The organism is Rhodococcus sp. APC 3903 (assembly GCF_030407755.1).
Lineage (GTDB): Bacteria > Actinomycetota > Actinomycetes > Mycobacteriales > Mycobacteriaceae > Rhodococcus_F > Rhodococcus_F erythropolis.
This window is the reverse complement of sequence record NZ_JASDCV010000029.1, coordinates 20,221-43,969: the sequence shown is the minus strand read 5'-3', so window position 1 is coordinate 43,969 and position 23,749 is coordinate 20,221. Positions and strand designations below refer to the sequence as shown.

The 23,749-nt window shown below is 61.1% G+C and carries 23 protein-coding genes and 1 pseudogene; 9 read left to right on the top strand and 15 right to left on the bottom strand.

Annotated features, from left to right (window positions below):
- Positions 1 to 25 precede the first annotated feature (25 nt).
- The 4 genes from QMA15_RS28580 (at position 26) to QMA15_RS28565 (ending at position 3,975) form a co-directional block, all read left to right on the top strand.
- On the top strand, positions 26 to 1,255 hold the full coding sequence (locus QMA15_RS28580) for an acyl-CoA dehydrogenase family protein (protein WP_290287693.1): 1,230 nt from the start codon (positions 26 to 28) through the stop codon (positions 1,253 to 1,255).
- The gene (locus tag QMA15_RS28575; RefSeq protein WP_290287691.1) at positions 1,255 to 2,067 is read left to right on the top strand and encodes an SDR family oxidoreductase; all 813 of its coding nucleotides are present in this window, start codon (positions 1,255 to 1,257) and stop codon (positions 2,065 to 2,067) included. Before QMA15_RS28580 ends, QMA15_RS28575 begins: the two co-directional genes overlap by 1 nt.
- A 76-nt stretch (positions 2,068 to 2,143) precedes the next feature.
- Positions 2,144 to 2,815 carry a TetR/AcrR family transcriptional regulator gene (locus QMA15_RS28570; protein WP_003945807.1) on the top strand — a complete coding sequence of 224 codons (672 nt, stop codon included), beginning with the start codon at positions 2,144 to 2,146 and terminating at the stop codon, positions 2,813 to 2,815.
- Between the two features lie 11 nt (positions 2,816 to 2,826).
- Entirely contained in the window at positions 2,827 to 3,975 is a 1,149-nt protein-coding gene (locus QMA15_RS28565) for an acetyl-CoA C-acetyltransferase (protein WP_084326860.1), read from the top strand.
- Between the two features lie 54 nt (positions 3,976 to 4,029).
- Here QMA15_RS28565 and QMA15_RS28560 read toward each other — a convergent pair whose 3' ends face one another.
- Together QMA15_RS28560 and QMA15_RS28555 are read right to left on the bottom strand one after the other, a co-directional pair.
- Positions 4,030 to 4,347, bottom strand: a complete 318-nt coding sequence (locus QMA15_RS28560; protein WP_020906277.1) for a DUF4333 domain-containing protein — start codon at positions 4,345 to 4,347, stop codon at positions 4,030 to 4,032.
- 97 nt (positions 4,348 to 4,444) lie between these two features.
- The gene (locus tag QMA15_RS28555; RefSeq protein WP_020906278.1) at positions 4,445 to 5,845 is read right to left on the bottom strand and encodes a cytochrome P450; all 1,401 of its coding nucleotides are present in this window, start codon (positions 5,843 to 5,845) and stop codon (positions 4,445 to 4,447) included.
- A 95-nt stretch (positions 5,846 to 5,940) separates the two neighbouring features.
- Here QMA15_RS28555 and QMA15_RS28550 point away from each other — a divergent pair, with 95 nt between their 5' ends.
- Positions 5,941 to 6,528, top strand: coding sequence for a TetR/AcrR family transcriptional regulator (locus tag QMA15_RS28550; RefSeq protein WP_020906279.1), 588 nt, complete (start codon positions 5,941 to 5,943; stop codon positions 6,526 to 6,528).
- A gap of 47 nt (positions 6,529 to 6,575) precedes the next feature.
- Here the strand turns inward: QMA15_RS28550 and QMA15_RS28545 are convergent, their stop codons facing one another.
- Both QMA15_RS28545 and QMA15_RS28540 read right to left on the bottom strand, forming a co-directional pair.
- Positions 6,576 to 7,586, bottom strand: a complete 1,011-nt coding sequence (locus QMA15_RS28545; RefSeq protein WP_134998411.1) for an ABC transporter substrate-binding protein — start codon at positions 7,584 to 7,586, stop codon at positions 6,576 to 6,578.
- Positions 7,587 to 7,667: 81 nt separating this feature from the next.
- Complete coding sequence (locus QMA15_RS28540) at positions 7,668 to 8,546, bottom strand: bile acid:sodium symporter family protein (protein WP_029254492.1); 879 nt, start codon at positions 8,544 to 8,546, stop codon at positions 7,668 to 7,670.
- A 132-nt stretch (positions 8,547 to 8,678) separates the two neighbouring features.
- On the opposite strand from QMA15_RS28540, the gene QMA15_RS28535 reads away from it, so the two are divergent.
- Genes QMA15_RS28535 through QMA15_RS28525 form a run of 3 tightly spaced genes read left to right on the top strand, consistent with a single transcriptional unit; the run spans position 8,679 to position 10,866 of the window.
- Positions 8,679 to 8,951 carry a DUF2277 domain-containing protein gene (locus QMA15_RS28535; protein ID WP_003945457.1) on the top strand — a complete coding sequence of 91 codons (273 nt, stop codon included), beginning with the start codon at positions 8,679 to 8,681 and terminating at the stop codon, positions 8,949 to 8,951.
- A gap of 5 nt (positions 8,952 to 8,956) precedes the next feature.
- Positions 8,957 to 10,378: an alpha/beta hydrolase gene (locus tag QMA15_RS28530; RefSeq protein ID WP_290287681.1), complete on the top strand. Its 1,422-nt coding sequence runs from the start codon at positions 8,957 to 8,959 to the stop codon at positions 10,376 to 10,378.
- 23 nt (positions 10,379 to 10,401) lie between these two features.
- Positions 10,402 to 10,866 (top strand): NUDIX hydrolase, encoded by a 465-nt coding sequence (locus QMA15_RS28525; RefSeq protein ID WP_290287679.1) that lies wholly within the window; start codon positions 10,402 to 10,404, stop codon positions 10,864 to 10,866.
- A gap of 410 nt (positions 10,867 to 11,276) precedes the next feature.
- Here the strand turns inward: QMA15_RS28525 and QMA15_RS28520 are convergent.
- The 11 genes and pseudogenes from QMA15_RS28520 to QMA15_RS28470 form a co-directional block, all read right to left on the bottom strand.
- Positions 11,277 to 11,603 (bottom strand): annotated as a pseudogene (locus QMA15_RS28520) (transglycosylase family protein); the annotation flags it as partial.
- Positions 11,604 to 12,086: 483 nt separating this feature from the next.
- Positions 12,087 to 12,992, bottom strand: coding sequence for an oxygenase MpaB family protein (locus tag QMA15_RS28515; protein ID WP_290287677.1), 906 nt, complete (start codon positions 12,990 to 12,992; stop codon positions 12,087 to 12,089).
- Between the two features lie 24 nt (positions 12,993 to 13,016).
- A complete protein-coding gene (locus QMA15_RS28510; RefSeq protein WP_290287675.1) occupies positions 13,017 to 13,574 on the bottom strand; it encodes a mce associated protein mas1a in 558 nt (185 codons plus the stop codon).
- Complete coding sequence (locus QMA15_RS28505; RefSeq protein ID WP_290287673.1) at positions 13,561 to 14,781, bottom strand: MlaD family protein; 1,221 nt, start codon at positions 14,779 to 14,781, stop codon at positions 13,561 to 13,563. Before QMA15_RS28505 ends, QMA15_RS28510 begins: the two co-directional genes overlap by 14 nt.
- Complete coding sequence (locus QMA15_RS28500; RefSeq protein ID WP_060938404.1) at positions 14,778 to 15,842, bottom strand: MCE family protein; 1,065 nt, start codon at positions 15,840 to 15,842, stop codon at positions 14,778 to 14,780. The genes QMA15_RS28505 and QMA15_RS28500 overlap by 4 nt, the downstream gene beginning before the upstream one ends.
- Entirely contained in the window at positions 15,839 to 16,936 is a 1,098-nt protein-coding gene (locus QMA15_RS28495; RefSeq protein WP_290287670.1) for an MCE family protein, read from the bottom strand. Before QMA15_RS28495 ends, QMA15_RS28500 begins: the two co-directional genes overlap by 4 nt.
- Positions 16,933 to 17,988 (bottom strand): MCE family protein, encoded by a 1,056-nt coding sequence (locus QMA15_RS28490; RefSeq protein ID WP_029537558.1) that lies wholly within the window; start codon positions 17,986 to 17,988, stop codon positions 16,933 to 16,935. The genes QMA15_RS28495 and QMA15_RS28490 overlap by 4 nt, the downstream gene beginning before the upstream one ends.
- The gene (locus QMA15_RS28485) at positions 17,988 to 19,019 is read right to left on the bottom strand and encodes an MCE family protein (RefSeq protein WP_134998407.1); all 1,032 of its coding nucleotides are present in this window, start codon (positions 19,017 to 19,019) and stop codon (positions 17,988 to 17,990) included. Before QMA15_RS28485 ends, QMA15_RS28490 begins: the two co-directional genes overlap by 1 nt.
- A complete protein-coding gene (locus tag QMA15_RS28480) occupies positions 19,016 to 20,239 on the bottom strand; it encodes an MCE family protein (RefSeq protein ID WP_134998406.1) in 1,224 nt (407 codons plus the stop codon). The genes QMA15_RS28485 and QMA15_RS28480 overlap by 4 nt, the downstream gene beginning before the upstream one ends.
- Before the next feature lie 3 nt (positions 20,240 to 20,242).
- Positions 20,243 to 21,100, bottom strand: a complete 858-nt coding sequence (locus QMA15_RS28475) for an ABC transporter permease (protein WP_134998405.1) — start codon at positions 21,098 to 21,100, stop codon at positions 20,243 to 20,245.
- The gene (locus QMA15_RS28470) at positions 21,100 to 21,909 is read right to left on the bottom strand and encodes an ABC transporter permease (RefSeq protein ID WP_046377962.1); all 810 of its coding nucleotides are present in this window, start codon (positions 21,907 to 21,909) and stop codon (positions 21,100 to 21,102) included. The genes QMA15_RS28475 and QMA15_RS28470 overlap by 1 nt, the downstream gene beginning before the upstream one ends.
- Positions 21,910 to 22,440: 531 nt before the next feature.
- Here QMA15_RS28470 and QMA15_RS28465 point away from each other — a divergent pair.
- Positions 22,441 to 23,715, top strand: coding sequence for a TetR/AcrR family transcriptional regulator (locus QMA15_RS28465; protein ID WP_134998404.1), 1,275 nt, complete (start codon positions 22,441 to 22,443; stop codon positions 23,713 to 23,715).
- Positions 23,716 to 23,749: the final 34 nt, after the last annotated feature.

The following is a 23,749-nucleotide window of genomic DNA, read 5'->3' as shown; positions in this document are numbered from 1 at the left end:
GTGCTTGGTAGGTTATCTTACATATGTGGACCAGAGCGAGAGCCCGGACGGGCAGATGACGGACGACGAGTTTGCGGCCACGGTCGCGCAGTGGTTGGCCGAGAACTTGACGGGCAAATTTGCCCAGCTCAAGGGTAAGGGCGGCCCCGGCAGTGAGCACGAGTTCTTCGAGCAACGACTCGAGTGGGACAAGCACCTCGCAGCCGCAGGGTGGACGTGCCTCGGGTGGCCGAAGGAGTTCGGCGGGCGGGGAGCAAGCATCTCTCAGCAGGTCATCTTCCATCAGGAGTACGCGAAGGCCGGTGCGCCCGCTCGCGTCAGCCACATCGGTGAAGAGTTGCTCGGCCCGACGCTGATCGCGTACGGAACCGACGAGCAGAAGCGCCGATTCCTTCCTGGAATCAACACGGTCAGCGAACTGTGGTCGCAGGGCTACTCCGAGCCTGGCGCCGGTTCAGACCTCGCGAACGTCTCCACCACCGCACGCCTCGAAGACGGCAAGTGGATCATCAACGGCCAGAAGGTGTGGACCTCACTGGCTCACGTCGCGCAGTGGTGCTTCGTGGTCTGCCGCATCGAGGTGGGCTCCAAGCGTCATCAGGGCTTGAGCTTCCTGCTGGTCCCGTTGGATCAGCCTGGTGTGACAGTTCGGCCCATCCAGCAGCTCACCGGTACGTCGGAGTTCAACGAGGTCTTCTTCGACGACGCCGTCACCGACGCCGATCTGGTGGTGGGGGAACCTGGCGAGGGCTGGAAGATCGCGATGGGGCTGCTCACCTTCGAGCGCGGGGTATCGACGCTCGGACAGCAGATCGGATTCGCTCGCGAGCTCCAGGGCGTCGTCGACCTGGCGAAGGCCAATGGCAGTGACCAGGATCCGCACATTCGCGAGAAGATCGCTCGTGCCTGGGTCGGACTGCGTGTGATGCGCGCCCACGCGATGCGTACTCTCGACGCGGTCGACGCCGGAACCGGTGGCGGCGAAGCGTCCGTCGCAAAACTGTTGTGGGCCAACTGGCATCGTGACCTGGGACAGCTGGCGATGGACGTGCAGGGTGCGTCGTCGTTGGTTGCACCGTGGGCGGATTCCGAAGGCAATGCCTCGGACATCACCGATCCCGAGCATCTCGAACTCGACGAGTGGCAGCGCCTCTTCCTCTTCACCCGCGCCGACACGATTTACGGCGGCTCCAACGAAATTCAGCGCAACATCATTTCCGAGCGCGTGCTCGGTCTTCCCCGAGAGGCTCGTTAATGTCTGACACCAAAGCCGCGTCCCCGCTTTCCGTTGCGCCCGAGGAAACCCCGGGCCACGGACTGCTCGCGGGCAAGAAGGCGATCATCACCGCCGCAGCCGGAACCGGCATCGGCTTCTCTACCGCGCGCCGGGTGCTTGTCGAGGGCGGCGACGTTCTCGTCTCCGACTTCCACGAGCGTCGGCTCGGCGAGACGGTGGAGAAGCTGAAGGCCGAGTTTCCCGGCCAGCAGGTCGAGTCCATCATCTGCGACGTCTCCAGCACCGAGCAGGTCGACGCGTTGTTCGTCGGCGCGGCCGAGAAGTTGGGACGTATCGACATCGTCGTCAACAACGCGGGCCTGGGCGGCGAGACACCCGTCGTCGACATGACGGACGATCAGTGGGATCGCGTCCTCGACATCACCCTCAACAGCACCTTCCGTTCGACGCGTGCCGCGCTGCGGTACTTCAAGAGCGTTCCGCATGGCGGTGTTCTGGTGAACAACGCGTCCGTTCTCGGTTGGCGGGCGCAGCATTCCCAGGCTCACTACGCCGCAGCCAAGGCGGGCGTCATGGCACTGACTCGGTGCAGCGCTATCGAAGCCGCGGAGTACGGAGTCCGTATCAACGCGGTCTCGCCCTCCATCGCGCGTCACGCGTTTTTGGCGAAGGTCACCAGTGAGGAACTGCTCGACCAGTTGGCTTCCGGCGAGGCCTACGGCCGCGCCGCGGAGGTCTGGGAGATCGCAACGGTCATCGCGATGCTCGCCAGCGATTACTCCACCTACATGACCGGCGAGATCGTCTCCGTTTCTTCGCAGAGGGCCTAGCGTCCCCGTGCGCGGTTAAGGAGTCCCCGGACTCGCTGACCGCGCACAGGGGAAGGCCCTGGATAGGATTGAATACATGACGCCACCTCGAAATTCCGACGAATCAAACGGCAAGTCCGGGCGCCGCGACGAGCTGCTCGAGATCGCGGCGGGGCTGTTCGCCGATCGCGGAGTGCGCGCGACGACCGTCCGCGACATCGCCGACGCCGCCGGGATCCTGTCCGGCAGCCTGTATCACCATTTCGATTCCAAAGAGTCGATGGTCGACGAGATCCTGCACCAGTTCCTCGACGAACTCTTCGGAAAATACCGCGAGATCGTTGCGGCGGGGTTGGACAGTCGCGCGACGCTCGAAGCGCTGGTGGTGACCTCCTACGAGGCCATCGACGCCTCACATTCGGCTGTGGCGATCTACCAGGACGAGGTCAAGCACCTCGTCGGGAACGAGCGCTTCGCTTACCTGGCCGAGCGCAACACCGAATTCCGGGACCTGTGGGTCGGCGTCCTCGAAGCCGGCGTCGCGGACGGGACCTTCCGTTCCGACATCGACGTCGAGTTGGTCTTCCGATTCATGCGAGACACCGTGTGGGTCGCGGTTCGCTGGTACCGCCCGGGTGGATCCCTGTCGGCTCACGCCGTCGCGGCTCAATATCTCGCGATCGTGCTCGACGGGCTCTCCGATCCGGCTACAACTTCAGACGCTATTGCTGAATCAACTTCAAGAACTATTGCTGCACAACGAAACTAGGAGCTAACGCTATGTCCGAGGTTTACATCGTCGACGCCATTCGCACACCGATCGGCAAGAGGGGTGGCGCGCTGTCCGGCGTGCACCCCATCGATCTCGGTGCGCACGTCGTCAAGGCACTGGTCGAGCGCACCGGTATCGACCCCAGTGACGTCGACGACGTGATCTTCGGTTGCGTCGACGCCATCGGCGGCCAGGCCGGCAACATCGCCCGTATGTCGTGGCTCGCAGCGGGATTCCCGGAGCACGTTCCCGGTGTGACGGTCGACCGTCAGTGTGGTTCGAGCCAGCAGGCAGTGCACTTCGGCGCTCAGGCCATCCTGTCGGGCACCGCGGATCTGATCGTTGCCGGCGGCGTTCAGAACATGAGCCAGATTCCGATCTCGGCAGCGATGATCGTCGGTCAGCAGTACGGATTCGACACGCCGACTTCGGGTTCGGTCGGTTGGACCGAGCGTTACGGTGACCAGGAAGTCTCGCAGTTCAAGGGCGCCGAAATGATCGCCGAGAAGTGGGACGTCAGCCGCGAAGAGCTCGAGAAGTGGGCCCTGCAGAGCCATGAGCGCGCCAAGGCTGCAATCGCCGCGGGTCGCTTCGACAACGAGATCGTCGCCATGGGTGACGCGACCGTCGACGAAGGACCCCGCGAGACCAGCCTCGAAAAGATGGCGACGCTCAAGGTTCTCGTCGAAGACGGCCGCATGACCGCAGCGGTGGCCAGCCAGATCTCCGACGGTGCGAGTGCGCTGCTGCTGGCGTCGGCGGAAGCGGTGGAGAAGTACAACCTCAAGCCCCGCGCCCGGATTCATCACCTCAGCGCCCGCGGCGACGACCCGATCTTCATGCTCAGTGCGCCGATCCCGGCCACGAAGCATGCTCTCGCGAAGGCCGGTCTGAGCATCGAGGACATCGACATCGTCGAGATCAACGAAGCTTTTGCACCGGTCGTCCTGGCCTGGATCAAGGAAATCGGCGCAGATCCGGCCAAGGTCAACGTCAACGGCGGCGCGATCGCACTCGGTCACCCGCTCGGCGCGACCGGCACCAAGCTGATGGCGACCCTGCTCAACGAACTCGAGCGCACCGGCGGTCGTTACGGCCTGCTGACCATCTGTGAAGGTGGCGGCACCGCGAACGCGACGATTATCGAGCGGCTCTGACGCCTTGCTGTGCGCCTTTATTAACCGCCGGCGGTTAATAAAGGCGCACAGCAGTTAGTTGTTCGGCACATCCGCAACCTTGATGTCGAAGTTCGCACTTTCACCGTCAACGCTGGTCACGGTAGCTGTGACGTCGTATTCGGTGCCCTGCTCGGTCAGGATGCACGTGATCGATGCGCCGACTTCTGCGTCGAGGTTCTCCGGACACGTCACGTCGTCAGGTGGCTCGCCGATCTTCTCGGCGAGTTGAGTGGAGATCTGACTTGCGACTTCGGACTTGTCCACTTGCGGCGTCCCGACGCTTGCCGAGCACGCTCCCGTGGCCAATGCCGCGGAGAGCAAGACGATTCCAACTGCAGGCCTCTTTGTCATGTGAACTCCCAGGGTGCGCCGGTGCTCGCTGCTGCCACCTCGGGGATTACCGCATTCGGGACTGTTCAACCGACTTACTCGACGCCGTTTGCCGAGCTCAGCGTCGGCGGACCGTCAAGTTGAAGCCTTCGGGCATCAGGGTGAGCCGTTCGGCCACCTTCAACTCGTAGTCCGGATCGGCTTCGATCGTATATTTCTGCAAGATGGTGCCCAACACGAGGACCGCTTCGTGAATGGCGAATTGTCTTCCGATGCAGGCACGTTCACCTGTTCCGAACGGCTTGTACACGTGCGCCGGCCTGGCCTTGATGTTGGCAGGTAGGAAGCGATCCGGATCGAAAGCCTCGGGATCGTTGCCCCACACGGGATCGCGATGAAGTGACGGGATGAGCACGAGCATCCAATCGCCCTTTTTCATCGGATACTTGCCGACGAGCGTGGTGTCTTCGAGCGCCGCACGGCCGTAGGCGGGAGCGGTCGGCCACAGACGCAGCGATTCGTCGAGGACGCGTCGTACGTATCGAAGTTTCGCGATCTTCTCGAAGGCGGGCTCCTCGCCCTCCCAGACCTTGTCGACCTCGGCTTGCGCCTTGGCCAGCACGTCAGGGTTTCGTGACAGGTAGTACAGCGCGAACGACAACGCGCCGGAGGTGGTTTCGTGTCCCGCGACGAGGAAGGTCACGACCTGATGGCGGATGTTCAGTTCGTCGATACGGTTGGGATCGTTTTCGCGTGCCGCCCGCAGCATCAGTTCGAGAAGATCTTCCGGCCCCGGTTCGGTACTTGTCCGCCGGGCACGGATCACCTCGTCCACAACCTCGGCCATGTACGCCTTGCGGACCTCGTCACGTTGATCGGCCCGACGTGCGAGGACTCGCCCCAGGGCCGTCGACTTCAAGAACGTCGTGCGTTGTGAATGGGAGAGAGCGCCGACCATCGCCTTGACGAACGGGTGCTGCTCTTCACGTTCGAAAGAGTCGAACGAGTAGCTGAATCCAGTGCGTCCGATGGTCTCCAACGTCAGCTTGGTCATGTCTGCCGAGACGTCGATGGGGGAGTCGCTGTCACGACTGTCCCAATGATCGACCAGCTCGCCGGCCACGTCGAGCATGGTGCGGTGGTACGAGCGCATCGCAGTCTGGCTGAACGCCGGGGCCAGGAGATTGTGCGCCTTGCCCCAGTTGGGTTCGTGGTTGTACGCAGTGAACAGTCCGTCGCCGCCGATTCCGCGGAGTGCTTTGACTCCAGGCGCAAGGTGCTTCGCGAACCGGGACTCGTCGGACAGTTCTGCCACCATGTCCGCGCCCGAGGCGAAGACGAAGCGATTTCCCAGGACATTTCTCTCGAAGATCGGGCCGAGTTCGCGCCCGATGCTCACGGAGTTCTGCAGCGGCGTCCGGATATTGATCCCGAGGACGTCCCCGAGGACTGGCAGGCGCCATGCCGGATGCGGAATCCGAGCATCGGTCGTCGCCTCTGGAGTGGTGTCGACGCTCATGGTGTGTCCCCCGGGTGAGATCGCTTACTGAATTGGTGTCTAGTACGCAAAGTACGCCTTACTGAATCGGTGTCAAGTAGTAATCTGACTTGTCTATGGTCGCACCACGAAAACGCCTGGACCGAGAGCAGCGGCGCACGCAGTTGCTCGACATCGGCGCGCAACTTTTTGCCGATCGTTCGTACGAGGACGTCTGGATCGAAGAGGTCGCCGAGATTGCGGGCGTCTCGCGCGGGTTGATGTACCACTACTTTCCGACCAAGCGAGACTTCTTCGCCGCAATCGTCGAGCGCGAATCGCAGCACCTGCTCGAGGTGACCGCACCGGACGCGACGCTACCGGTGCGCGAACAGGTGGCAGCCGGGTTGGACGCCTACTTCGCGTACGTGAAGTCGCACAGCAGGGGAGTACGCGCCATCAACGTGGGGACGCTCTCCGCCGAGGCCGGTATCCGAGCGATCGTCGAACGGGAACTCGAACAGCAGCAGATTCGAATCCTCGACGCACTGGAATTCGAGGGTGAAAGAAGACAGATCGCTGCCGTCGCAGTTCGGGGATGGATCGCATTCGTCCGAGCTGTCTGCCTCGACTGGCTCGATCAACCTTCCATACCGCAGGAAGAGTTGAGAGTGATTTGTCTGCGGACCCTCTCCGGAGCGTTGGGCATCGACCTCGAAACGTGAAATGCCGACCGCGTGGGAGCGGCCGGCATTTCCACGGACAAGTCTGATCAGTCGAGCGTCGAATAGAGATCGTCCCAGCCCTTGGCTACGTACATGTTGGTGTAGATGGATCCGTAGTACGTACTGCCGCGCAGAACGGTGACGTTCCCGGCCTGCACAGCCGGAAGTCGTTGCCACAACTTGTTGTCCGAGAGCTGATCGAAGGTGGTGTCGCTGCTGTCGGTGACGGAAACCATGAACGCGTCGCAATCGCGAAGGCGATCCATCTCCTCGATGCTCAGTCGCCCCTGATTGTCGAAACCGGTTGTGTTCAATGTTCTTCCACCGATGTCGGCGAGCGTCATGTCGGTGGGCTGGCGATTCTTCTTACCGGTTTCCTCCGACACAGGCAGGCTGTCGATGTAGATCGTGGCCTTGTCCGGACTGTAGGACAAACTCGCGACGGTCTTTCCCGCGATCGCCGAAGCGTGTCGAGAGCGGATGTCGGTGATCAGGGCGTCATAGTCGGTGATCAGGCGATCCATGGTGGGTGTTCGGCCCAACCAATCGGAGAGTCGGGTGAGATTTTCTCGCCACGTCTGCCTCGATTCGGTCGTCAGGACAGGAGCGATGGCTTGGAGTTTTGCAGCGGGCCAGTACTCGTTGTCGGCGTTGACGCAGATGATGAGATCGGGTGCGAGTCCGAGGATCTGCTCCAGATTGGGCTTGTCGCTGAGGTATTCGGCCGAGCTGTCGACGGGAACCCACTCGGTGGCGGGCGAGATGTTGTATCCGAAGACCGGTAGTTCCAGGGCAATGGCGAGCTCGAGGTCGGTGCGTGCGTCGACGGCCAAGACCCGCTTGGGGTTGGTCGGTATGTCGTAAGTTCCCAACGGTGTGGTGACGGTGCGCATTTGAGTGTCGTCAGTTGTACCCGAACCGTCACTCGAACTGCAGGACGACAGAATTGTTGCTACTGCTGCCATCCCGGCTCCGATGCCGAATTGGCGACGGGTCAGTGCGTCGACTAGCTCTTGCCAGGCGCGTTCGTCCAGCACGGTAGGTGTGGTGGTCAGCATTTTTCGATACCCTTCGGTCTGAGTCCGTATCGATCGTAGAGTCGGCGATACCAGATCACCTATATCGAAAACCGCCTGATATTAGTCGATTTCGGCCATTGTCCGTGACTTGCGGGTGATCGTTGCGCCGAAGGCAGCGGCGAGCGGAAACATGAGAACGCCGTACACCGCAGCCGGCACTGCCAATTGCACGTTGCCGAGGAGACTGACGGCGATGGTGATCGCCAACGTGCTGTTGTGGATGCCGATTTCCATGGAACTGGCGATTGCCTGACGATCCTCGATGCCGAATATCCGGGGAACGACGTAACCGATCGAGAGGCTCAGTAGGCAGAACAAGGCAGCGACGACGCCGATGTCGACGAGATAGTCCGCGATGTTCTCGCGCTCGGAAACAACCGTTCCGACGATCACCAGTGCCAGAACCACCGCGGATCCGATGCGGACGGGCTTGTCCATCCGCTCGGCAAAGGCGCTCGAGCGCAACCGAACCCACATTCCGAGGGCGACAGGAATCAATACGACGGCAAAGACCTGAAGCACCTTCGTGAACTGAAGCCCGAGAGTGCCGTCCGCGTCCTCGGGTTCGAAGTAACCCAACGCGAAGTTGGTGATCAGGGGGAGAGTGACCACCGCTATCACCGAATTGACCGCTGTCAGCGTCACATTGAGAGCAACGTCGCCGCGGAACAGATGGCTGAACAGGTTTGCCGTCGTGCCGCCCGGTGATGCGGCGAGGAGCATCATGCCGACCGCGAGCAGTGGGTCGAGGTCGAACAACGTGACCAATCCGAAGGCCGCGGCCGGGAGCAACAACAACTGACAGATCAGGGCGATCGAAACGGCCTTCGGCGCTTTTGCCACGCGGGCGAAATCTCCGACCGTCAGGGAAAGCCCGAGGCCGAACATGATGATGGCGAGTGCGGCGGGTAGGCCGACGGAGGTGAGTGCAGAGTCCATGAGTTAGTGGCTACTTCCAGTCACTGGGGGAATTTCACTGAAACTACCGTGATGCCCGGATCTGCGTGGCAGTTTGGATACATTGGTGTATCGAACCGTGACGGCGTCGGTGAGCAGGGTTATCGTCGAATTATGTGCCGAAACATCACTGAACTTCGTGGACTCGAGCCCGCTGCTACGCCCGAGGAGATCGAGGCCGCCTCTCGCCAATACGTACGTAAGGTGAGTGGAATAGCCAAGGTGTCCGACGCGAACCGAGACGCCTTCGAACAGGCGGTGCGTGAGGTGACCGAAACGACGACGCGCCTGCTCAGCGCATTGCCGCCTCGCAGACAGCCACCTCAGACCGTCCCGCCGTTGCGTCGTCCGGAAGTACAGGCGCGGATCGCTGCTCGTTCGTCCTGACCCGAGTGGATCTCACAGATATCGACGTATGGGACGTCGAACCGTTGGATCAGCTGTCAGCTGGGCTGGAGGGCGTTCTGGTCGCTCATCGTGTCCGCGACATCCGGCGACGGCTGGATACGCTGCGCAAAGAGGCCGTCGCCGACGACTTGCATATTCGTCAGGACGGAACCGTTTCTGCCGTTGCGCCCATCGCCGACGGTCACCCGCTCCACGTGCATGCCCAGTTGCTCGAGGTCGCGGTGCGAGAACTGATCGGTGAGGCACTGCTGGTCAGCGCGGATCTTCATCATGCGTTGTCTCTGCGGTCTCAGGTCGGCACCGACCTCCGTGACAAAGCTGTGCGTGTGGGGGAGGAGTGGCGAGCGTTCAGCCCTGATCGGCAGCGTCAGATGTTGCGTCATGCACCCGGCCTGATCGCCAACCTCGATGGAATTCCTTCTGCGGTTCGCAGTCCTGCCAATCTCGATCGAATTCAATCGGAACGAGCACGGCTGCAAGATGATTCAGTCCGAATCTCGCAAGAACTCCACCGTGAGTTCTTCGGCGGCAGACTGAGTAACACAGGGGCGGGCCAGTGGTACGCCGAACGCAAACTCGAGGATCTGGACGCGCTCGACGAGTTGTTTCGCGCCGAACCTTGTCGACGGTTACTGCTCATGGACATGCGCTCGGGTGAACGCGGCTTCGCGGCAATCGCGATCGGTGATCCGGACACAGCGGATCACATCTCCGTGACGATTCCCGGACTGAACACCAACGTCAAGGACTCGATGCGCGGAATGGTCGGCGAGGCAACACGATTACGAGCCGAGGCGATGCGCCAACTCGAGCTGGCCGGCCGAAAGGAGAGCGTGGCCACCATCGCCTGGATCGGATACGACGCGCCACAGGTGATCGGGCCGGGAAAGTTCGACATCGGTCGGGCCAGCTTCGACGTAAGTCGATCGTCCAAGGCAGGCATAGCCGCCGACGCATTGGGTAGCTTCTTTCACGGTCTTCGTGCTGCGTCGGTCAACGACGGAGTCCATATCACCGCGTTGGGTCACTCCTACGGATCGCTCGCGACTTCTCTTGCGCTGCAATGCGGGGCAAGCGCAGCGGTCGACGACGTGGTGTTCTACGGTTCACCCGGCGTGCGGGCCAAGGTGGAGTCGGACCTCGGTATCGCCGACCGCCACGTCTACGTCATGAAAGCGGAAGGCGACAGTATCGCGGGGTTCGGCCGTTTCGGTGGCGATCCGACACGCACCGAGTTCCACCGATTGTCCACGGCCGAGGGGATCACCCCGGACGGTGTCAAGCACGAGCGGGCTTTCGGTCATGCGGAGTACGCGAGAACCGGGGACAACGGAGAACTGCGGATGTCGGGTTACAACCTCGCGGTTGTGGTTGCCGGACTGCCGGAGTTGGCCGTTGTGGCCTGACCTGCTGACTTACAGTGGCACTCATGCGTCTGAGGCATTCGGCCAGGGGGTTGGTCGTTGACGACCAGTCCCGTCTTCTGCTCTACCGATACATCGCACCCGGGGGCGGGCTGACGGTCTGGTGTCCTCCGGGCGGAGGCTTGGAAGGAGACGAAACCCCGCCCGAGGCGCTCGCGCGCGAATTGGACGAGGAGATCGGCTTGCGTGACTGCGGCGCCGCCACCCATGTATGGCATGAGGAGATCCATGATCCGACGATATTGCCGGGTTGGGACGGTGCGATCAACGACTACTTCCTCGTGCCGGTGGCGGCCGCATTCGAGCCCTGTGGGTCGTTGGGGCGCGAAGCGCTGGCCGCCGAGCTGGTCGAGCACTTCGAGTGGTGGAGCGTTGACCGCCTTCTGTCGCACAATGGTCGAGAAGTGTTCGGGCCACGCGATTTACCCGACCGGTTTGCACGCCTGGTCAAGGATGGATCACCGAGTTAGCTGGAACATTTTGTTCGGGCACCATGAGGGCCGCGAGGCATCGCCGTATTCGAGCATTTCGGCATCGAAACACGGCTAAGCTGGGGTTATGGAGCACTACGTGCGCAAGGAGCCCATCCCGTACGCGTCTACGGCTGCGCCGGTCAGTTCTCACAACCGGTTGGCAAGGACGGCCCAAAAACTGTGGATGGCTCTCCGAGGGCTGATGCGTGATCGGAAGGCGAGTCAGTACACCTCGCTCGCACCGCGTCATCCCGACGGGTCACGTACCGCCGTAATGTCTTTCAACAGCAGCGGCGGAGGGGCTGGATCGGGCGGGGCATGAAGGTCGCTAGTACGACGCTGCCCGGGGTCCGTCGAATTCTCGACGAACACCGGGCAGTGACGCACTACTTGGGCTGGGATCAGCGGAGGTACTGTCCGCAAACCGGCCACGCGCCGGCACCCTGACCGGCAAGGACGTTTTCCGCGACGCGGACCTGTTCTGCCTGGCTGGCGTTGGCGGCACTGCCGGCTCCGCCGTAGGCTTCCCACGTGCTCTGGCTGAACTGGAGCCCGCCGTAGTAGCCGTTTCCGGTGTTCGCGGCCCAGTTGCCCGAAGATTCGCATTCTGCGACACCCGACCAGTCGTGGGTGGCTGCGGACGCGGTGCCGGCGCTCAGTCCGAGGGCTCCGGCTGCGAGGGCTCCGGCTGCGGCGACAGAGGCAAGGGCACGGGTAACGGTGGTCTTGGTCATTTTTGGTAAATCCTCTCGAGTCCCGCCGACGGAGGACGGTGACCGTCTCAGCTCCGCTCCCACCACTAGGAATGTTGTCGAGTCCGAACCGCGGGGTGGGACGGCGGTGGCGATTCGGTAATGCCCGGTTGATCGGGCTGTCACCAACCATAAGAGATGATTACGGATTGGTCACGGGTCGGCGTGTCGACGCATGTTTGTGCAACAGAAATGCATCAAAGAGCGTTTTCCCAGGTCGCGTGGCGATATGCCACCTCTCTCGGCGTTACATAATCGAGATAAAGTGTGATGCAAGTCACTGTAAATGCGTCTTGATGGCGTCGGTATGTGGCGAATGTGGCGCTCGATCGGCCGGTTTTGTCGATTTTCCGGCCCCAGTTCTGGTCACACAGGAGGCTGTGTCGAACCGCGATCTATTGTCGACCGACCGCCCCGATTTACCTGTGGGGCAGCAGAATTGAAAACGAATTACGCGCTGCTGGCTCAGACGAGATTCTTGCTCGCCTTGATCCGACGACGAATGTCGCGCATCTGTATGGTGTTGCCGGCCTGACGAACGGAGCGTGGGATGAACCTGTTGACGAACGACACGAAAATGAAGAGGTGTTCGAACCGGCGGCGGTCGTCTTCGGTCCACTCGAGGTCGAGTTGGTCGCGGTAGATCGGTGAAAGGAATCCGACCGTCAGGAACCGCAACAAGTTTCGGAATACCAGGCGTATCGGCCAAGCGATCATCTGTAGATTGACCAGGTCGATCAGATACTGCTTGGTGCGTTCGTCGATCACGACGCGTTCGCAACCGAGGTTCCAGTAGCGCTCGAAGTCTGCGCGTGTGGCCGGCCACATCTCTTCGGTGACCTGCAGTGTCGTTCCCAAAGTCGATGCGGACTGATAGAACGACTCCGCCTGTTCTTCCGACATCTTGCCGTGCAACAACTGATGACTGTCTTCGAAACCGATGAACAGGCAAGCAGCAACCCATAATTGGAGTTCGCGATTGAAGGCGTTGTACTTGACCGGGCTGTTCGCATCCGACTTCACATGTCGGTGTACCGAATTCACGGCCTCGCGGTAGGCCTTTCGCTCTTCCTCGTTGCCCAGGATCGCGACCGTCAGGTACTGCGTTGTGGTTCGTGCGCGCTTCCACGGATGCGCTGTCAGAGCACCAGATTCGACCTTGCTCTCCATGACGCCGTACGCCACCTCGGGCCAACCGAGTTGCAGGATGACGTTGGCAGCGGCTCCGGCGAACGACCAGAAATCGAGTGCGTCGGTGATGTGTGCGGGTTTACGTGCCCACCGCCTACGCTCCGCCGTGATGGTGATGCGTGTCTGATCGGTCCGAAGAGACGACTCGGACTTTTCCGAATCCAGGTAGTGAGTGGGCATGGATCTTCCTCCGCGCGTGGTGAGTTACTTGGTCTCGACGTTGCTCACGAGCCACCGGTCGTCCGAGCGGACCAGGGACACGACCATGCGGTACTTCTGTGTGTTTCCCTCTGGCGCTGCGACATTCTTCGCTCGTTGGTCGACGAACACGAGCACCTTGGCCGACGAATTGTCCAGCGATTCGATGCCGACGTCTGTCGCCGTTGCGCTCGCCTGGCCTTGCCCCCCGGCGACGACTTCGCGCAGTGAATCGACCATCGTTCGGTAGGTGCCGGCAAACTCGTCGGTCGACATCGAGGCGATGCTGTCTTTGTTGGCATCGAGGTTCTGATAGTCGAAGGAGGACATGATGGTCGAGTAATCCCGCGCGGTGTCCAAAGCCTCCTGCCGCAGCGTGTCTTCCTGATTCGCCGAGTACATCTGGAATCCGAGCACCACCAATGCTGCGACCAGCGCTACCGCTATGAGTGAGATCAGTGCGTTGCGTGGCTCCTTGAGGCGGCGAAGTAGCGACGGAGAAGTCGGATGTTCGGCCACCTCGGCTTCAGCCTCGTCGAGTAGTGCGTTGTCACCGTGTGCCATTTCCCAGTCCTTCCAACATCAATCTCCAGTAGTTCAGGGCGTCGACTCCGGTGGGGACGAGAATCGGATCTGCGACGACGGGTGGTCCGATCGGCGTACCGGGAACCGTCGAGTTCTGCAATCCGAGGTCGTTCGGGCGGGGAGCATTCTCTGCTCCGCGTTGGACGAGGTCGTCGGAGGGGGGACAGTACATCGCCAGACTTGGACTGGTGGGAGACAGATCGCCGACCTCACGCCGAGGGGTGTCGTAGTTACAGACCGGCCCCTGTGTGGCAACCAAGGCAAAGTCGGCGCGATCGCCTTTGACGATGGATGCCAGTTTGGCGAGACCTTCAGGAATCGTGACAAGCCCGGTTTCGAGGGCGTCTGTGCGGTCGGAGATGATCGGTGCGACAGTGACGAGATTGGCCAGGACCGCTCCGAAAGTGTTGTGGTACTTGTCGAACAACTGTTGAGCGCTGTTCAGGGCGGCGGGCGAATGATCGGTGAGGTAGATCAGCACCGGAGCGTTGGATTCGAGTTGTTCGGTGAAGTTCTTGGCAGCCGCCATTCCTCGGACGAACGAATCCGATTGTGTCGCCATGGAGTCCACCAACGTGGAGGTTCGCGACAACAGCGCGGCGAGTTCGGCCGACTGGTCGTTCAACTGCGCGGACATGGTTCCACCGTTGTCGATCATCGTCGCCAAGCTCGGGCCGAGCCCGTTGAACGAATTTCCCAGTTCGGTCCCGATGTCGCTGATCGCTTGCGGATCAATCCCTTCCAGGACACCGGACGCCTGAAGCATCAACTGGCTCATCTGGACCGGTTGCTGATCCGCGGGCATGGCGATTTCGTCGCCGTCCCGAAGATACGGGCCGTGGTCTGTGTTGGGATAGATGTCGACATTCTGAATTCCGGCTGCGGTCCCCATCGTCACCTTGGCGACGCTGTCGGTAGGTATCTCGGCGTTGTCGTTGAGTGAGAGTTCCACCCGAGCCGAGCGGGTGCCTGCGTCGAGTTCGACTTCACTCACTTTCCCCACCTGTACGCCGCGATACGTGACGACCGTGCCCTTGGTCAGCCCGAAGGCGTCGGACATGTTGGCGTGCAGCCGGATTTGGCCACCGAAACCCTGAGGGCCGACCACGTAGACGATTCCGAAAGGGATTACCACAGCAGCGATCAGAGCGAACAGGACAAGTTGAACAAGCGCAAGGCGACTCAACGCAGACCTCCTTGAAGTAGATCGGTGAGAGTTCCCGCCGGTGCGATCGATTGACCGGCCATCCCGCCGCTCCAGAGCTTGTCGATCGTTCCCGGAATATCCAGGGCGCCGTCGAAAACGAGGTAGTCACCTTGGACTGCACTGGTGAAGTTCTCGAGCAGTCCGTTCATATTCGCCAGTGTCTGACCGATCTCCGAATTGAACGAATCCAGAGTCCCGACAACGGTCGACGCATCGTGCAGCATCGCGTCGAGGCCGTCGGGTGACGAGTCGAGGATGGTGTTTGCGTTGGTGGCGAGCTGAACGGTCGAGTTCAACAGGCCTGCAATCTGATCCTTTTGTCCCACGAGAATCGACACCACCTGTGGAACGGAATCGAGGTAGTTGTCGACGACGTCGCGTTGGCCGGCCAGTTGGGAGGAGACCCGGGCAGCGAGGTCGACGGCCTCGTCGAACTCGCTGCGGTGACTGCTTGCCTCTGCCATGAGCGAGGTCAGGGTGTCGGTCAGAGAACGAACTTCACCGGAGCGCCCGGAAAACGCGGTGTTCAGCTCGCGCACCACGGTATCGAGTTGATCGATGCCGCTTCCGGTCAGAACCGTACCGAGCGTGGCAAGCGCACTTTCGACTTGCGGACCGATCTCGGTGCGAGACTCCGGAATTGTGTCGCCGTCGCTGAGCATCGAGCCGGACGGAACCTCCGGCACCAATAGTCTGATGAACGGGTTGCCCAGTGCGGACGGGAGTTCGACGGATGCTTCGACGTTGTCCGGCAACGGCGTCGCGGCGTCCAGACTCAGTGTCACATCGGCTCCGACGACGTCGGCGGACAGCGCGGATACTCGGCCGATGACTTTCTGGCCGCTGCGGACGTCTGCCCCCAACACCAGGCCGTCGGCGCCGGCCAGCTGCAGCGCCACGTTGTACGCATCACCGTCGGCCGAACGACCCAGGGGTAGGTCTTGAATGCCTGCGCTACAGCCGCCGAAGGCGAACACGGCCGCAGAACCCACACCGATGATCACGATACCGGCGACTATTCGAACCGATTGCCGCGTCAATTGCCACCTCCGGGGACGGCTCCGCCGGAAATCGCGGAGGCGATTCCGAGCGGATCAGAAGTGCTGAGGGGGAAGGATATCGGATTCGTGAACCCGGCTCCGGTGCAGATCGGCAACTTGTAGGTGTCGCACAGCGGTTTCGCAACCGCGAACTGAGTCAATGCAGTCGAGACGTTGAGCCGAATGCGCCCGCGCTGATCAGGACCGATTGTTTGGGAAAGGTTCTCCATCATCAACGGCACAAGGTCCATGAACTCTGCGAGGCCGGGTTGTTTGGCAGCCAGAGTGTCACCGAGAACTCGCACGTTGTCGGCTATGGCACCGACATCATCGCCGTGAGTTGTCATGAAACTGTTCAACTGGTCGAAGACCACCTGCAGATCCTGCAGAGGCTGTGAGATGTCCATGTTCTGGTTCGCCCACTGATCGCCCAATGTGCCGAGGTCACCGACAAGTTCGTCGAGGCTGACCTGCCTCGCGTCCAGAGCATTCATCAAGGTATTGAGATTGTCGACAAGGGCACCGATGTCTTCCGACCGAGCGCCGACAACTCCGGTTGCCGTGCTGAGGTTGCGAATTGCGGTGTTGAATTGATCGCCCTGACCCTGCCATCCGGCAGCGCCGCGGCTCACGAGATCGCCGAGATTGCCCCCATCCCCGGCAAATGCGTCGGCCAAAGTGCTGACGCTTCCCATCAAGCCGTCGAAATCTATGGGGGAGTGGGCACGTTCGATCGGAATCTGGTCGCCGTCTTTCAGCGTCTCTCCGCCGGTGTAAGCCGGGCCGAGTTCGATGTGGCGATCGCTGATCACCGATGGATTGAGGACATAGGCCGAGGCGTCGGCTGGCAGGTCCACGGAGTTGGGCATCGACATCGCCACTCGAACAGAAGTTCCGCGAGGTTCCACCGACGTGACCGTCCCGACGCCGACTCCGAGGACGGTGACCTTGCTTCCCTCGTAGATTCCGCCGACGTAGCTGAAATCGGCGTAGACGGTCTTGGACTGATCCGTTCGTCCGAAGATGTACCAACCGGGGAGTGCAATCGCCAGGGTCACGACCAGCATGGCCGTGACGGCTTTTCGTGTATTCACTTGCAGCCCTCCATGATGCCGAGCGCGCAGAGCAGATTGTCCGGGATCACGGCGGCCGGCGCGTTGACGTCGGTCCAATTGCCGGTGCCGGTGGAATCGGTGACCGAACGCAGCGCGGAAGGAAGACGAGTCAACAGCAGGTCGATCTGATCTGCGTTGTTCTTCAGCGTGGTGGTGACCTCGACGAGGTTGTCGGTCATGGCTCCGAACTCGTCCTGACGATCGACGAAAGTGGTGGAGAGCTTCGAGATGATGATTGTCAGGTTGTCGACCAGCTGAGTCAGTGCGTCCTTGCGCATCGCAAGAGTACGAACGATCGTCTGAGCATTGGCCGCAGTACCGACTATCGAATCGGTTTGTGCCGCAGCCATGTCCGACAGCTCGCGGGACATGATGAGAATCTGGTCGATCTGTTCACTGTTCTGCGCGAAAGCCGCCGAGGCGCCGCTGATTCCGGCCAGAGCCCGGCCCACCTGATCGGAATCAGTTGGAATCACCTGCGAAAGGGTGTTCATCATGGACTCCATCGCCTGTAGGTCGACGCCGGTGGCCGCAGTGGTGGCATCACTGCTGACGTCGTCGAGGCTGTACGGCACGGTTGTGCGGGAGAGCGGGATGACCCGCGCATCGGAGTCGTCGACGACTCCGGCCGGCACGATCTCCAGGTAGCGCTTGCCAAGGACCGTCTTGAGCCTGACAGTCGCCGTGCTCTGGTTTCCCAAAGGCTGGTCCTTGTCCAAGCGGAAGTTGACGACGACGTGGTCGCCGGCAAGGTCGATCGAATCCACTCGGCCCGCGGGAACCCCGGCCACGTAAACTGGATCGGTGTCGGAAAGCCCGCTGGCATTGGCCAACTCCGCTGTGTATGCCGACGTGCGTACGTTGTACCAGAGCTTCGGAATGCCCAAGGCGGCGCCGAGTCCCACCACCAGAACGAAGATTCCGAGACTACCCAGGGCGAGAGCGGTGCCGCTACCGCTGCGACGGCGATCCCCTTTGAACAGGAAGAGCATGATGCCGACGAACACGTCGATCAGCTTGACCAGGAACATCATGAGCACACCGGCGAATGTGTCGGACCGAAGATGTTGGCTTCCATGTCGCCTGCCTTCAGAGTGAAATTGCACAGATACAGGCTGATGAAACTTCCGTAACTTCCGATCCGGTTGGCGGCGTCGGCGAACTGGGGAAGGTTGGCGAGAAGTCTGTTGAACTCGTCGGTGCTCGCAATCCAACTCCCGGTGACACTTTCGAGTTGTTGCACGGTCTGACCGAATGCGCCGTTCGACCCGGCCATGATCTGAGCCAACGACGAGACAGTTCGGTTTCCCTGATCCAAGAGCGAGACCAGTTGATCGTTCTGCCCGACGACGGAAGTACTCAGATCGTTCAAACCGTCCAGCAGACCGACCAATTCGGGTTGGCGTTCGTCGACGGAGGTGAGAAGAGTGTTCATGTTCGTGAGTAGTTGTGCGAAGACGTCCTGACGGTCGACAAGGCCGGAGCTCATGGTCGCGATCTGGTCGAGGAGGGTGGTCATCGCCTGGCCCTGGCCGTTGAAGGTTTCGACAAAACTCCGCGTGAGGGTGTTCACCTGCTCGGGCTCGAGTGCGGCGAACAACGGTTTGAAGCCGTTCATCAGTGCGGTCAAGTTGATCGGCGGAGTTGTCTGCGCCAGCGGTATCGTGTCACCTGGTTCGAGCCGTTGTGCGGATACCGTTGTCGCACTGTGATCCTGGGTCAGTGCCAGGTATCGAGCACCCAGCATGTCGCCGTAACGAACTGCGGCACGGACATCCGACTCGAGTGAATACTGTGATTCGATTTCGACGTCGACGATCGCCTTGCTCGTACCGCCGCCGTTGTCGGCAAACGCGACCGAGTCCACGCGGCCGACGCGCACACCCGACATGGTGACAGGGTTACCCGGGTTGAGTCCTTCGACGTCGGTGAACTCGAACGAGTACGAATCAGTGCTTCCGCGAACCGGAACCGACAACGTGTTCGCCACGAACGACGCGCAGGCGACGCCGGTGATGCAGAAGAGTGACAACCGAATTACCTGGCCAGGACGGACCTTCACGGGACGGTCACCTCGTTACCTCTGACCAGCGGCCCCAACATCAGTGTTGTTGCCGGGTTGGGGGTGTCCGACTGCTCCGGCGAGCCGCCCTGCAGTTGGTCTTCGAGGTATCGCAGCGTGGCAGCCTCGGCTTCGCCGCCCACGACCGGGGCACTGACGGGTTGCATTGGCGTCAGGTTGGCGCCGGAACATTGCGCGCCGCGCGAGTCCCCGTACTGCGGGCAATCGGCGCCCGTGTAGGGGAGCGGTTCGGCGAACGTGGCAACTGCTGTGATGTCGAACTTTCCGGTGGCGAAGACCCGAGCTCCGGCGGCGCCGAACGTGCTGGCATTGGCGAGAGTGGAACGCAGTCCGTCGGGATTGGCGGCGGTAGTCGCGAGTATCTTTCCGGCGGAATCGATCACAGTGATGATGTTGCTGTTGTTCGTCGCGACGAAATCGTCGACGGTCGCGGCGAATACGGCCGCCGCGCCGATCGAGGTCTCGAGGTTCGCCCTGTTGGCGACCATGTTGTTCGAGACGGATGTGGCTGCGGCGAGGGTATCGAGAATGTCGGGGGTCGCGCGGTCCAGTGCGTCGACGACAGTTCGGAATTCCGGAGTGGATTGCAGGAATTGGTGGGCGGCAGGAGCCAGTGCACCGGAAGCGGCGCTGAGATTGTCTATCGTGGTACCGATCTCGACTCCGTTTCCGTCCAGAGCTTGGCCGAGTGCGGTCAGAGCCGTTTGAAGTTTCTCGGGTTGCATCGCTGTGAGGACTCCGACCAGCTTGGTGTACACGTCGTAGAGGGCGACGGCCTCGGGTCCGTCGTCCATGCGGATTTCGTCACCGTCCGCGAGGGTCGTTCGGCCCTGTCGCGTCGGGTCGTCCACGAGTTGCATGTAGATGTCACCGAAGAACGTACGTGGAACGACGCGAGCCATCACGTCGGCGGGAATCTTTGATGCATCGTCAGTCTGTATCTGTAGTTGCACAACGGATTCTGTTGTTCCTGATTCGATTTCACCGATTCGGCCGATGTTGACCCCGTGGTACCGGACCGGTGCCTCGCCGCTGATCAGGCCCGCCGTGGCCGGAACCGCGACGAACACGTCGGTGCTCTGCTCGAGGTTTCCGGATCCGCGTAGCACCATCGTCACTGCTGCCACGACGGCCACCACGATGGCGATGGTGCCGCGCAGTGCATAGACGATCTTCGTGCGTGTAGTGAGTCTGTCCACGGCTCAGACCCCCATTCCCGGGATCTGGGGCACGAGGCCCCACAGCGCGAAAGTCATCAGTACGTCGAGGATTCCGATCGCGAGGATCGCAGTACGGAGCGCGCGCCCGGCAGCCTGCCCGACGCCGGCCGGACCACCGGAGGCATAGTAGCCGTACGCGCAGTGAACCAACGCGACAACAGCGGCGAACACCACGGCCTTGAGGCCCGAGTACAGGAGATCCTGCGGCGAGATCGCCAGATGGAAGAAGTAGTCGTAAGTACCTGCCGATGCACCGTTGAAGAACACGACGACCAGTCGGGTCGACAGGTAACTGGCGAGCAGCCCGATCATGTAGATCGGGATGACGCAGATCATGGCAGCGACCACCCGCGTACCCGCGAGGAAGGGGATGGATCTGATCGCCATCGAGTCGAGGGCGTCGATCTCGTCCGAGATGCGCATAGCCCCGATCTGGGCAGTGAAACCCGTTCCGACCTTGGCAGCCAACGCGATAGCGACGACAACAGGGGCAAGCTCACGGGTGTTCGCGACCGCAGACAGCATGCCCGAGAGCGAGGTCATCCCGACGAGTTCGAGGCCCCGGTGAGTCTCGACGCCCAACATCATTGCCGCGGCGAGCGACATCGCGAAGACGATCCCGATGGTGCCGCCGCCGGACAGCAAGGAGTTCGTGCCGAAGCTGACCTCGCTGATCTGACCGAGTACGTGCTTGCGGTACTTGGTGAGCGCAAAAGGGATCGATGCGATGGTGCGGACGTAGAAAGTGACGTGCTGACCGAGGGAGACGAGGCCGTCACCTGCGGTTCGCAGGGGTCTGCTCGCTTGACGGGCTCGAACACGGAGATCGACGAGCGACATCAGAATTCACCGACTGCCGGGACGATTACGGTGTACAACGCGGACAACACTGTGTTCACGATGAAGACGAGCGCGAACGCAATGACGACGGCCTCGTTGACTGCGTCGGCAACGCCGCGGGGGCCGCCTTTTGCATGGAGACCTTTGAAAGTGGCCACCAAAGTCGAAGCGAGGCCGAAGATCGCGGCTTTCACCAAAGCCATGACGAAGTCGGACGATCGACCGTATTGGCTGAACGTTGCCATGAACGTTCCGGCCGGAAGATGCTGCACGTAGATGTGGTACAGATAGCACGCGATCACTCCGCCGAAGGTCACCATCGAGCACAGTGCGAGGGAGACGATCACTGCCGCAACCAATCTCGGAGCTACCAGGCGTTCGATCACATCGATGCCCATCACTTCCATGGCATCGATCTCTTCGCGAATCTTTCGCGAACCAAGATCGGTGCAGATCGCCGACCCGGCAACACCGGCCATCATCAACGCGCACACCAGTGCTGCGGCCTGTCCGACGATGATGAATGCCACGACGGCGCCCGAGTAGCCACCGGCACCGATGCGGCCGGCCAGTTCGCCGACCGACACCGCGATGAAGACACCGATCGGAATCATGAGGAGCAGCGACGGACCAGTGCTGACGCGACCGATGAAGAGCGTCTGAGTGATCGTCTCGTGCAACGAGAGTCGCCTGCGGAGGATTGCCGTGAACAGGCCGAACAGTGCCTGCACCGAGAATCCGATCAGATAGCCCCCCTGCAACGCTACGTCTCGTACCGGGCCTTTCGGGGCTGGTAGCTCGTACGTCATCTAATTGAATTCCTTTGCAGATCAACATGGTTCAGCACGAAAGTCGAACTGTTCGGACGCTGGCGGTCGAGCGAACTGCTTGTGAAGCATCTCACACATATATGTGACGTGGCAAGCATTATGTGAACGAAAATTCTCGGGGGAGTTTTCGGTGTAGTAGCGACGGTCAGCGCGTTGACGTGCCAATATGAGTTCTGTCGGGTGGTGTCCTCGGCTTAAGTTCATCGAAATTCCGGAAGCCGTCGTCCGATGTCCCGATCGGGGAGAGGGGGCCGCTTCGAGCGGTGACCCTACCCCTGGTTTCGACCGCAGGGCAAGGCTTTGTTAACGAGGATTCTCTCGAGTTTCAGCATCGATGATAGGGGCGATGCAGTTGACGGCAACCGGGAGTTAGGGAAGCTAGCAGCGTATATAGAACGTGACTACAGTGGAAATCTCGAAAGTTTCCGATGGCGGGAACCGATTATGATTATGCTCATTCGCAAAAGGATCGGTTTGGTGTTTGGTGGGGCTGAGAGAGGGGGTGCACGAGTGAGCCCGAGACAGCAGTCTGTCGATGCGCAGACAGTTGACGAACAGACCTCGCGTGTAATCCTTCGAGCGGCGGGATCGGAGTCGGTCAAGCGACGTCCGAAGGACCGCAAGGCGAAGATCGCCGCTGCGGCTGCAATTGCGTTCAGCGAACGGGGATATCCTGCCGTAGGCGTCGAGGATATTGCGTCGTCCGTCGGTATTTCGGGTTCGGCACTCTATCGGCATTTTCCGAACAAGTATGCGATGTTCCGCCACGCGGCACTGGAATTGACCGACGCGCTCGAGAGTGCACTCGATGCGGTCTCCGTCGCCGCCGATGCAACTGACCGGGAGCGCCTACGCGAGGATTTGCTCGCTGTGATCCGAACGACGGTGCGTAATCGGCGCACAGCCGGGATCTACCGGTGGGAGAGTCGGTTTCTCGACGCTGCCGATCGGAAATCGGTCCGAGCTCAGGCAGCTGCTGTCAATCACCGAGTTGCACTGCATCTTTCACGCTCCGAACCGCCGGCGAGTGCTCGTGCCGAAACCATCCTCACCTCAGCGATGTTCAGCGTGATCGGCAGCATCACCGCTCACAATCTGATACTGCCCCAACGTCGGATGGAGCAAGTTCTTCTCGACGCTTGTCTGTCGATCGAACACGGTGGGAGTGCAATTACATCGCGGCGGTCGGAGCAAACTGTGTCGACGCGACCGGTGACGACGAACAAGCGTGAACGTCTGCTACAGGAAGCCGTGCGGCTCTTCGATTCTCGCGGTTACCACGACGTCAGTATCGAAGAGATCGCAGCCGCTGCGGGTTTGAACGCTTCCGGGATGTACCGCTACTTTCCGAGCAAAGCGGAACTTCTCGGGGCGGTGTTCTATCGAGCGGCGGACCGTCTGGACCTTGCGACGGCAGCAGTATTCGAGTCTGCGACGTCGCCGGAGGAAGCGCTGCGCGCACTGTCGGCGATGTACGTGGAGTTGTCGTTTGCACAACATGAATTGATGTCGGTCTATTTTTCCGAGATGAACAACCTTCTGCCGGGACATCGAAGCGATCTGAAGAATCGCCAGAAGCTGTACGTGGTCGAGTGGGCGCGGATACTTCGCGAAATTCGTCCGGACCTTTCGGCGATAGAGGCGAAGTTCCTGGTTCACGCTGCTTTGAACCTGGTCCCCGACATCGGACGCTTGATGAAGTTCGATGTTGCAGCAGAAAACGCCTCCACACTTCAGGCGTTCATGTCAGCAGTTCTCTTCGGCCGCCCGGCTCCGCCGCCCTGAACTTCTCGCCGCCCTGAACTTCTCGCCGCCCTGA

Excerpts from the sequence above, each read along its gene's own strand:
- QMA15_RS28575 (WP_290287691.1), top strand. The coding sequence starts at position 1,255 with ATGTCTGACACCAAAGCCGCGTCCCCGCTTTCCGTTGCGCCCGAGGAA.
- QMA15_RS28570 (WP_003945807.1), top strand. The coding sequence starts at position 2,144 with ATGACGCCACCTCGAAATTCCGACGAATCAAACGGCAAGTCCGGGCGC.
- QMA15_RS28565 (WP_084326860.1), top strand. The coding sequence starts at position 2,827 with ATGTCCGAGGTTTACATCGTCGACGCCATTCGCACACCGATCGGCAAG.
- QMA15_RS28560 (WP_020906277.1), bottom strand. The coding sequence starts at position 4,347 with ATGACAAAGAGGCCTGCAGTTGGAATCGTCTTGCTCTCCGCGGCATTG.
- QMA15_RS28555 (WP_020906278.1), bottom strand. The coding sequence starts at position 5,845 with ATGAGCGTCGACACCACTCCAGAGGCGACGACCGATGCTCGGATTCCG.
- QMA15_RS28550 (WP_020906279.1), top strand. The coding sequence starts at position 5,941 with ATGGTCGCACCACGAAAACGCCTGGACCGAGAGCAGCGGCGCACGCAG.
- QMA15_RS28545 (WP_134998411.1), bottom strand. The coding sequence starts at position 7,586 with ATGCTGACCACCACACCTACCGTGCTGGACGAACGCGCCTGGCAAGAG.
- QMA15_RS28540 (WP_029254492.1), bottom strand. The coding sequence starts at position 8,546 with ATGGACTCTGCACTCACCTCCGTCGGCCTACCCGCCGCACTCGCCATC.
- QMA15_RS28535 (WP_003945457.1), top strand. The coding sequence starts at position 8,679 with ATGTGCCGAAACATCACTGAACTTCGTGGACTCGAGCCCGCTGCTACG.
- QMA15_RS28525 (WP_290287679.1), top strand. The coding sequence starts at position 10,402 with ATGCGTCTGAGGCATTCGGCCAGGGGGTTGGTCGTTGACGACCAGTCC.
- QMA15_RS28515 (WP_290287677.1), bottom strand. The coding sequence starts at position 12,992 with ATGCCCACTCACTACCTGGATTCGGAAAAGTCCGAGTCGTCTCTTCGG.
- QMA15_RS28510 (WP_290287675.1), bottom strand. The coding sequence starts at position 13,574 with ATGGCACACGGTGACAACGCACTACTCGACGAGGCTGAAGCCGAGGTG.
- QMA15_RS28490 (WP_029537558.1), bottom strand. The coding sequence starts at position 17,988 with ATGTTCCTGGTCAAGCTGATCGACGTGTTCGTCGGCATCATGCTCTTC.
- QMA15_RS28475 (WP_134998405.1), bottom strand. The coding sequence starts at position 21,100 with ATGTCGCTCGTCGATCTCCGTGTTCGAGCCCGTCAAGCGAGCAGACCC.
- QMA15_RS28470 (WP_046377962.1), bottom strand. The coding sequence starts at position 21,909 with ATGACGTACGAGCTACCAGCCCCGAAAGGCCCGGTACGAGACGTAGCG.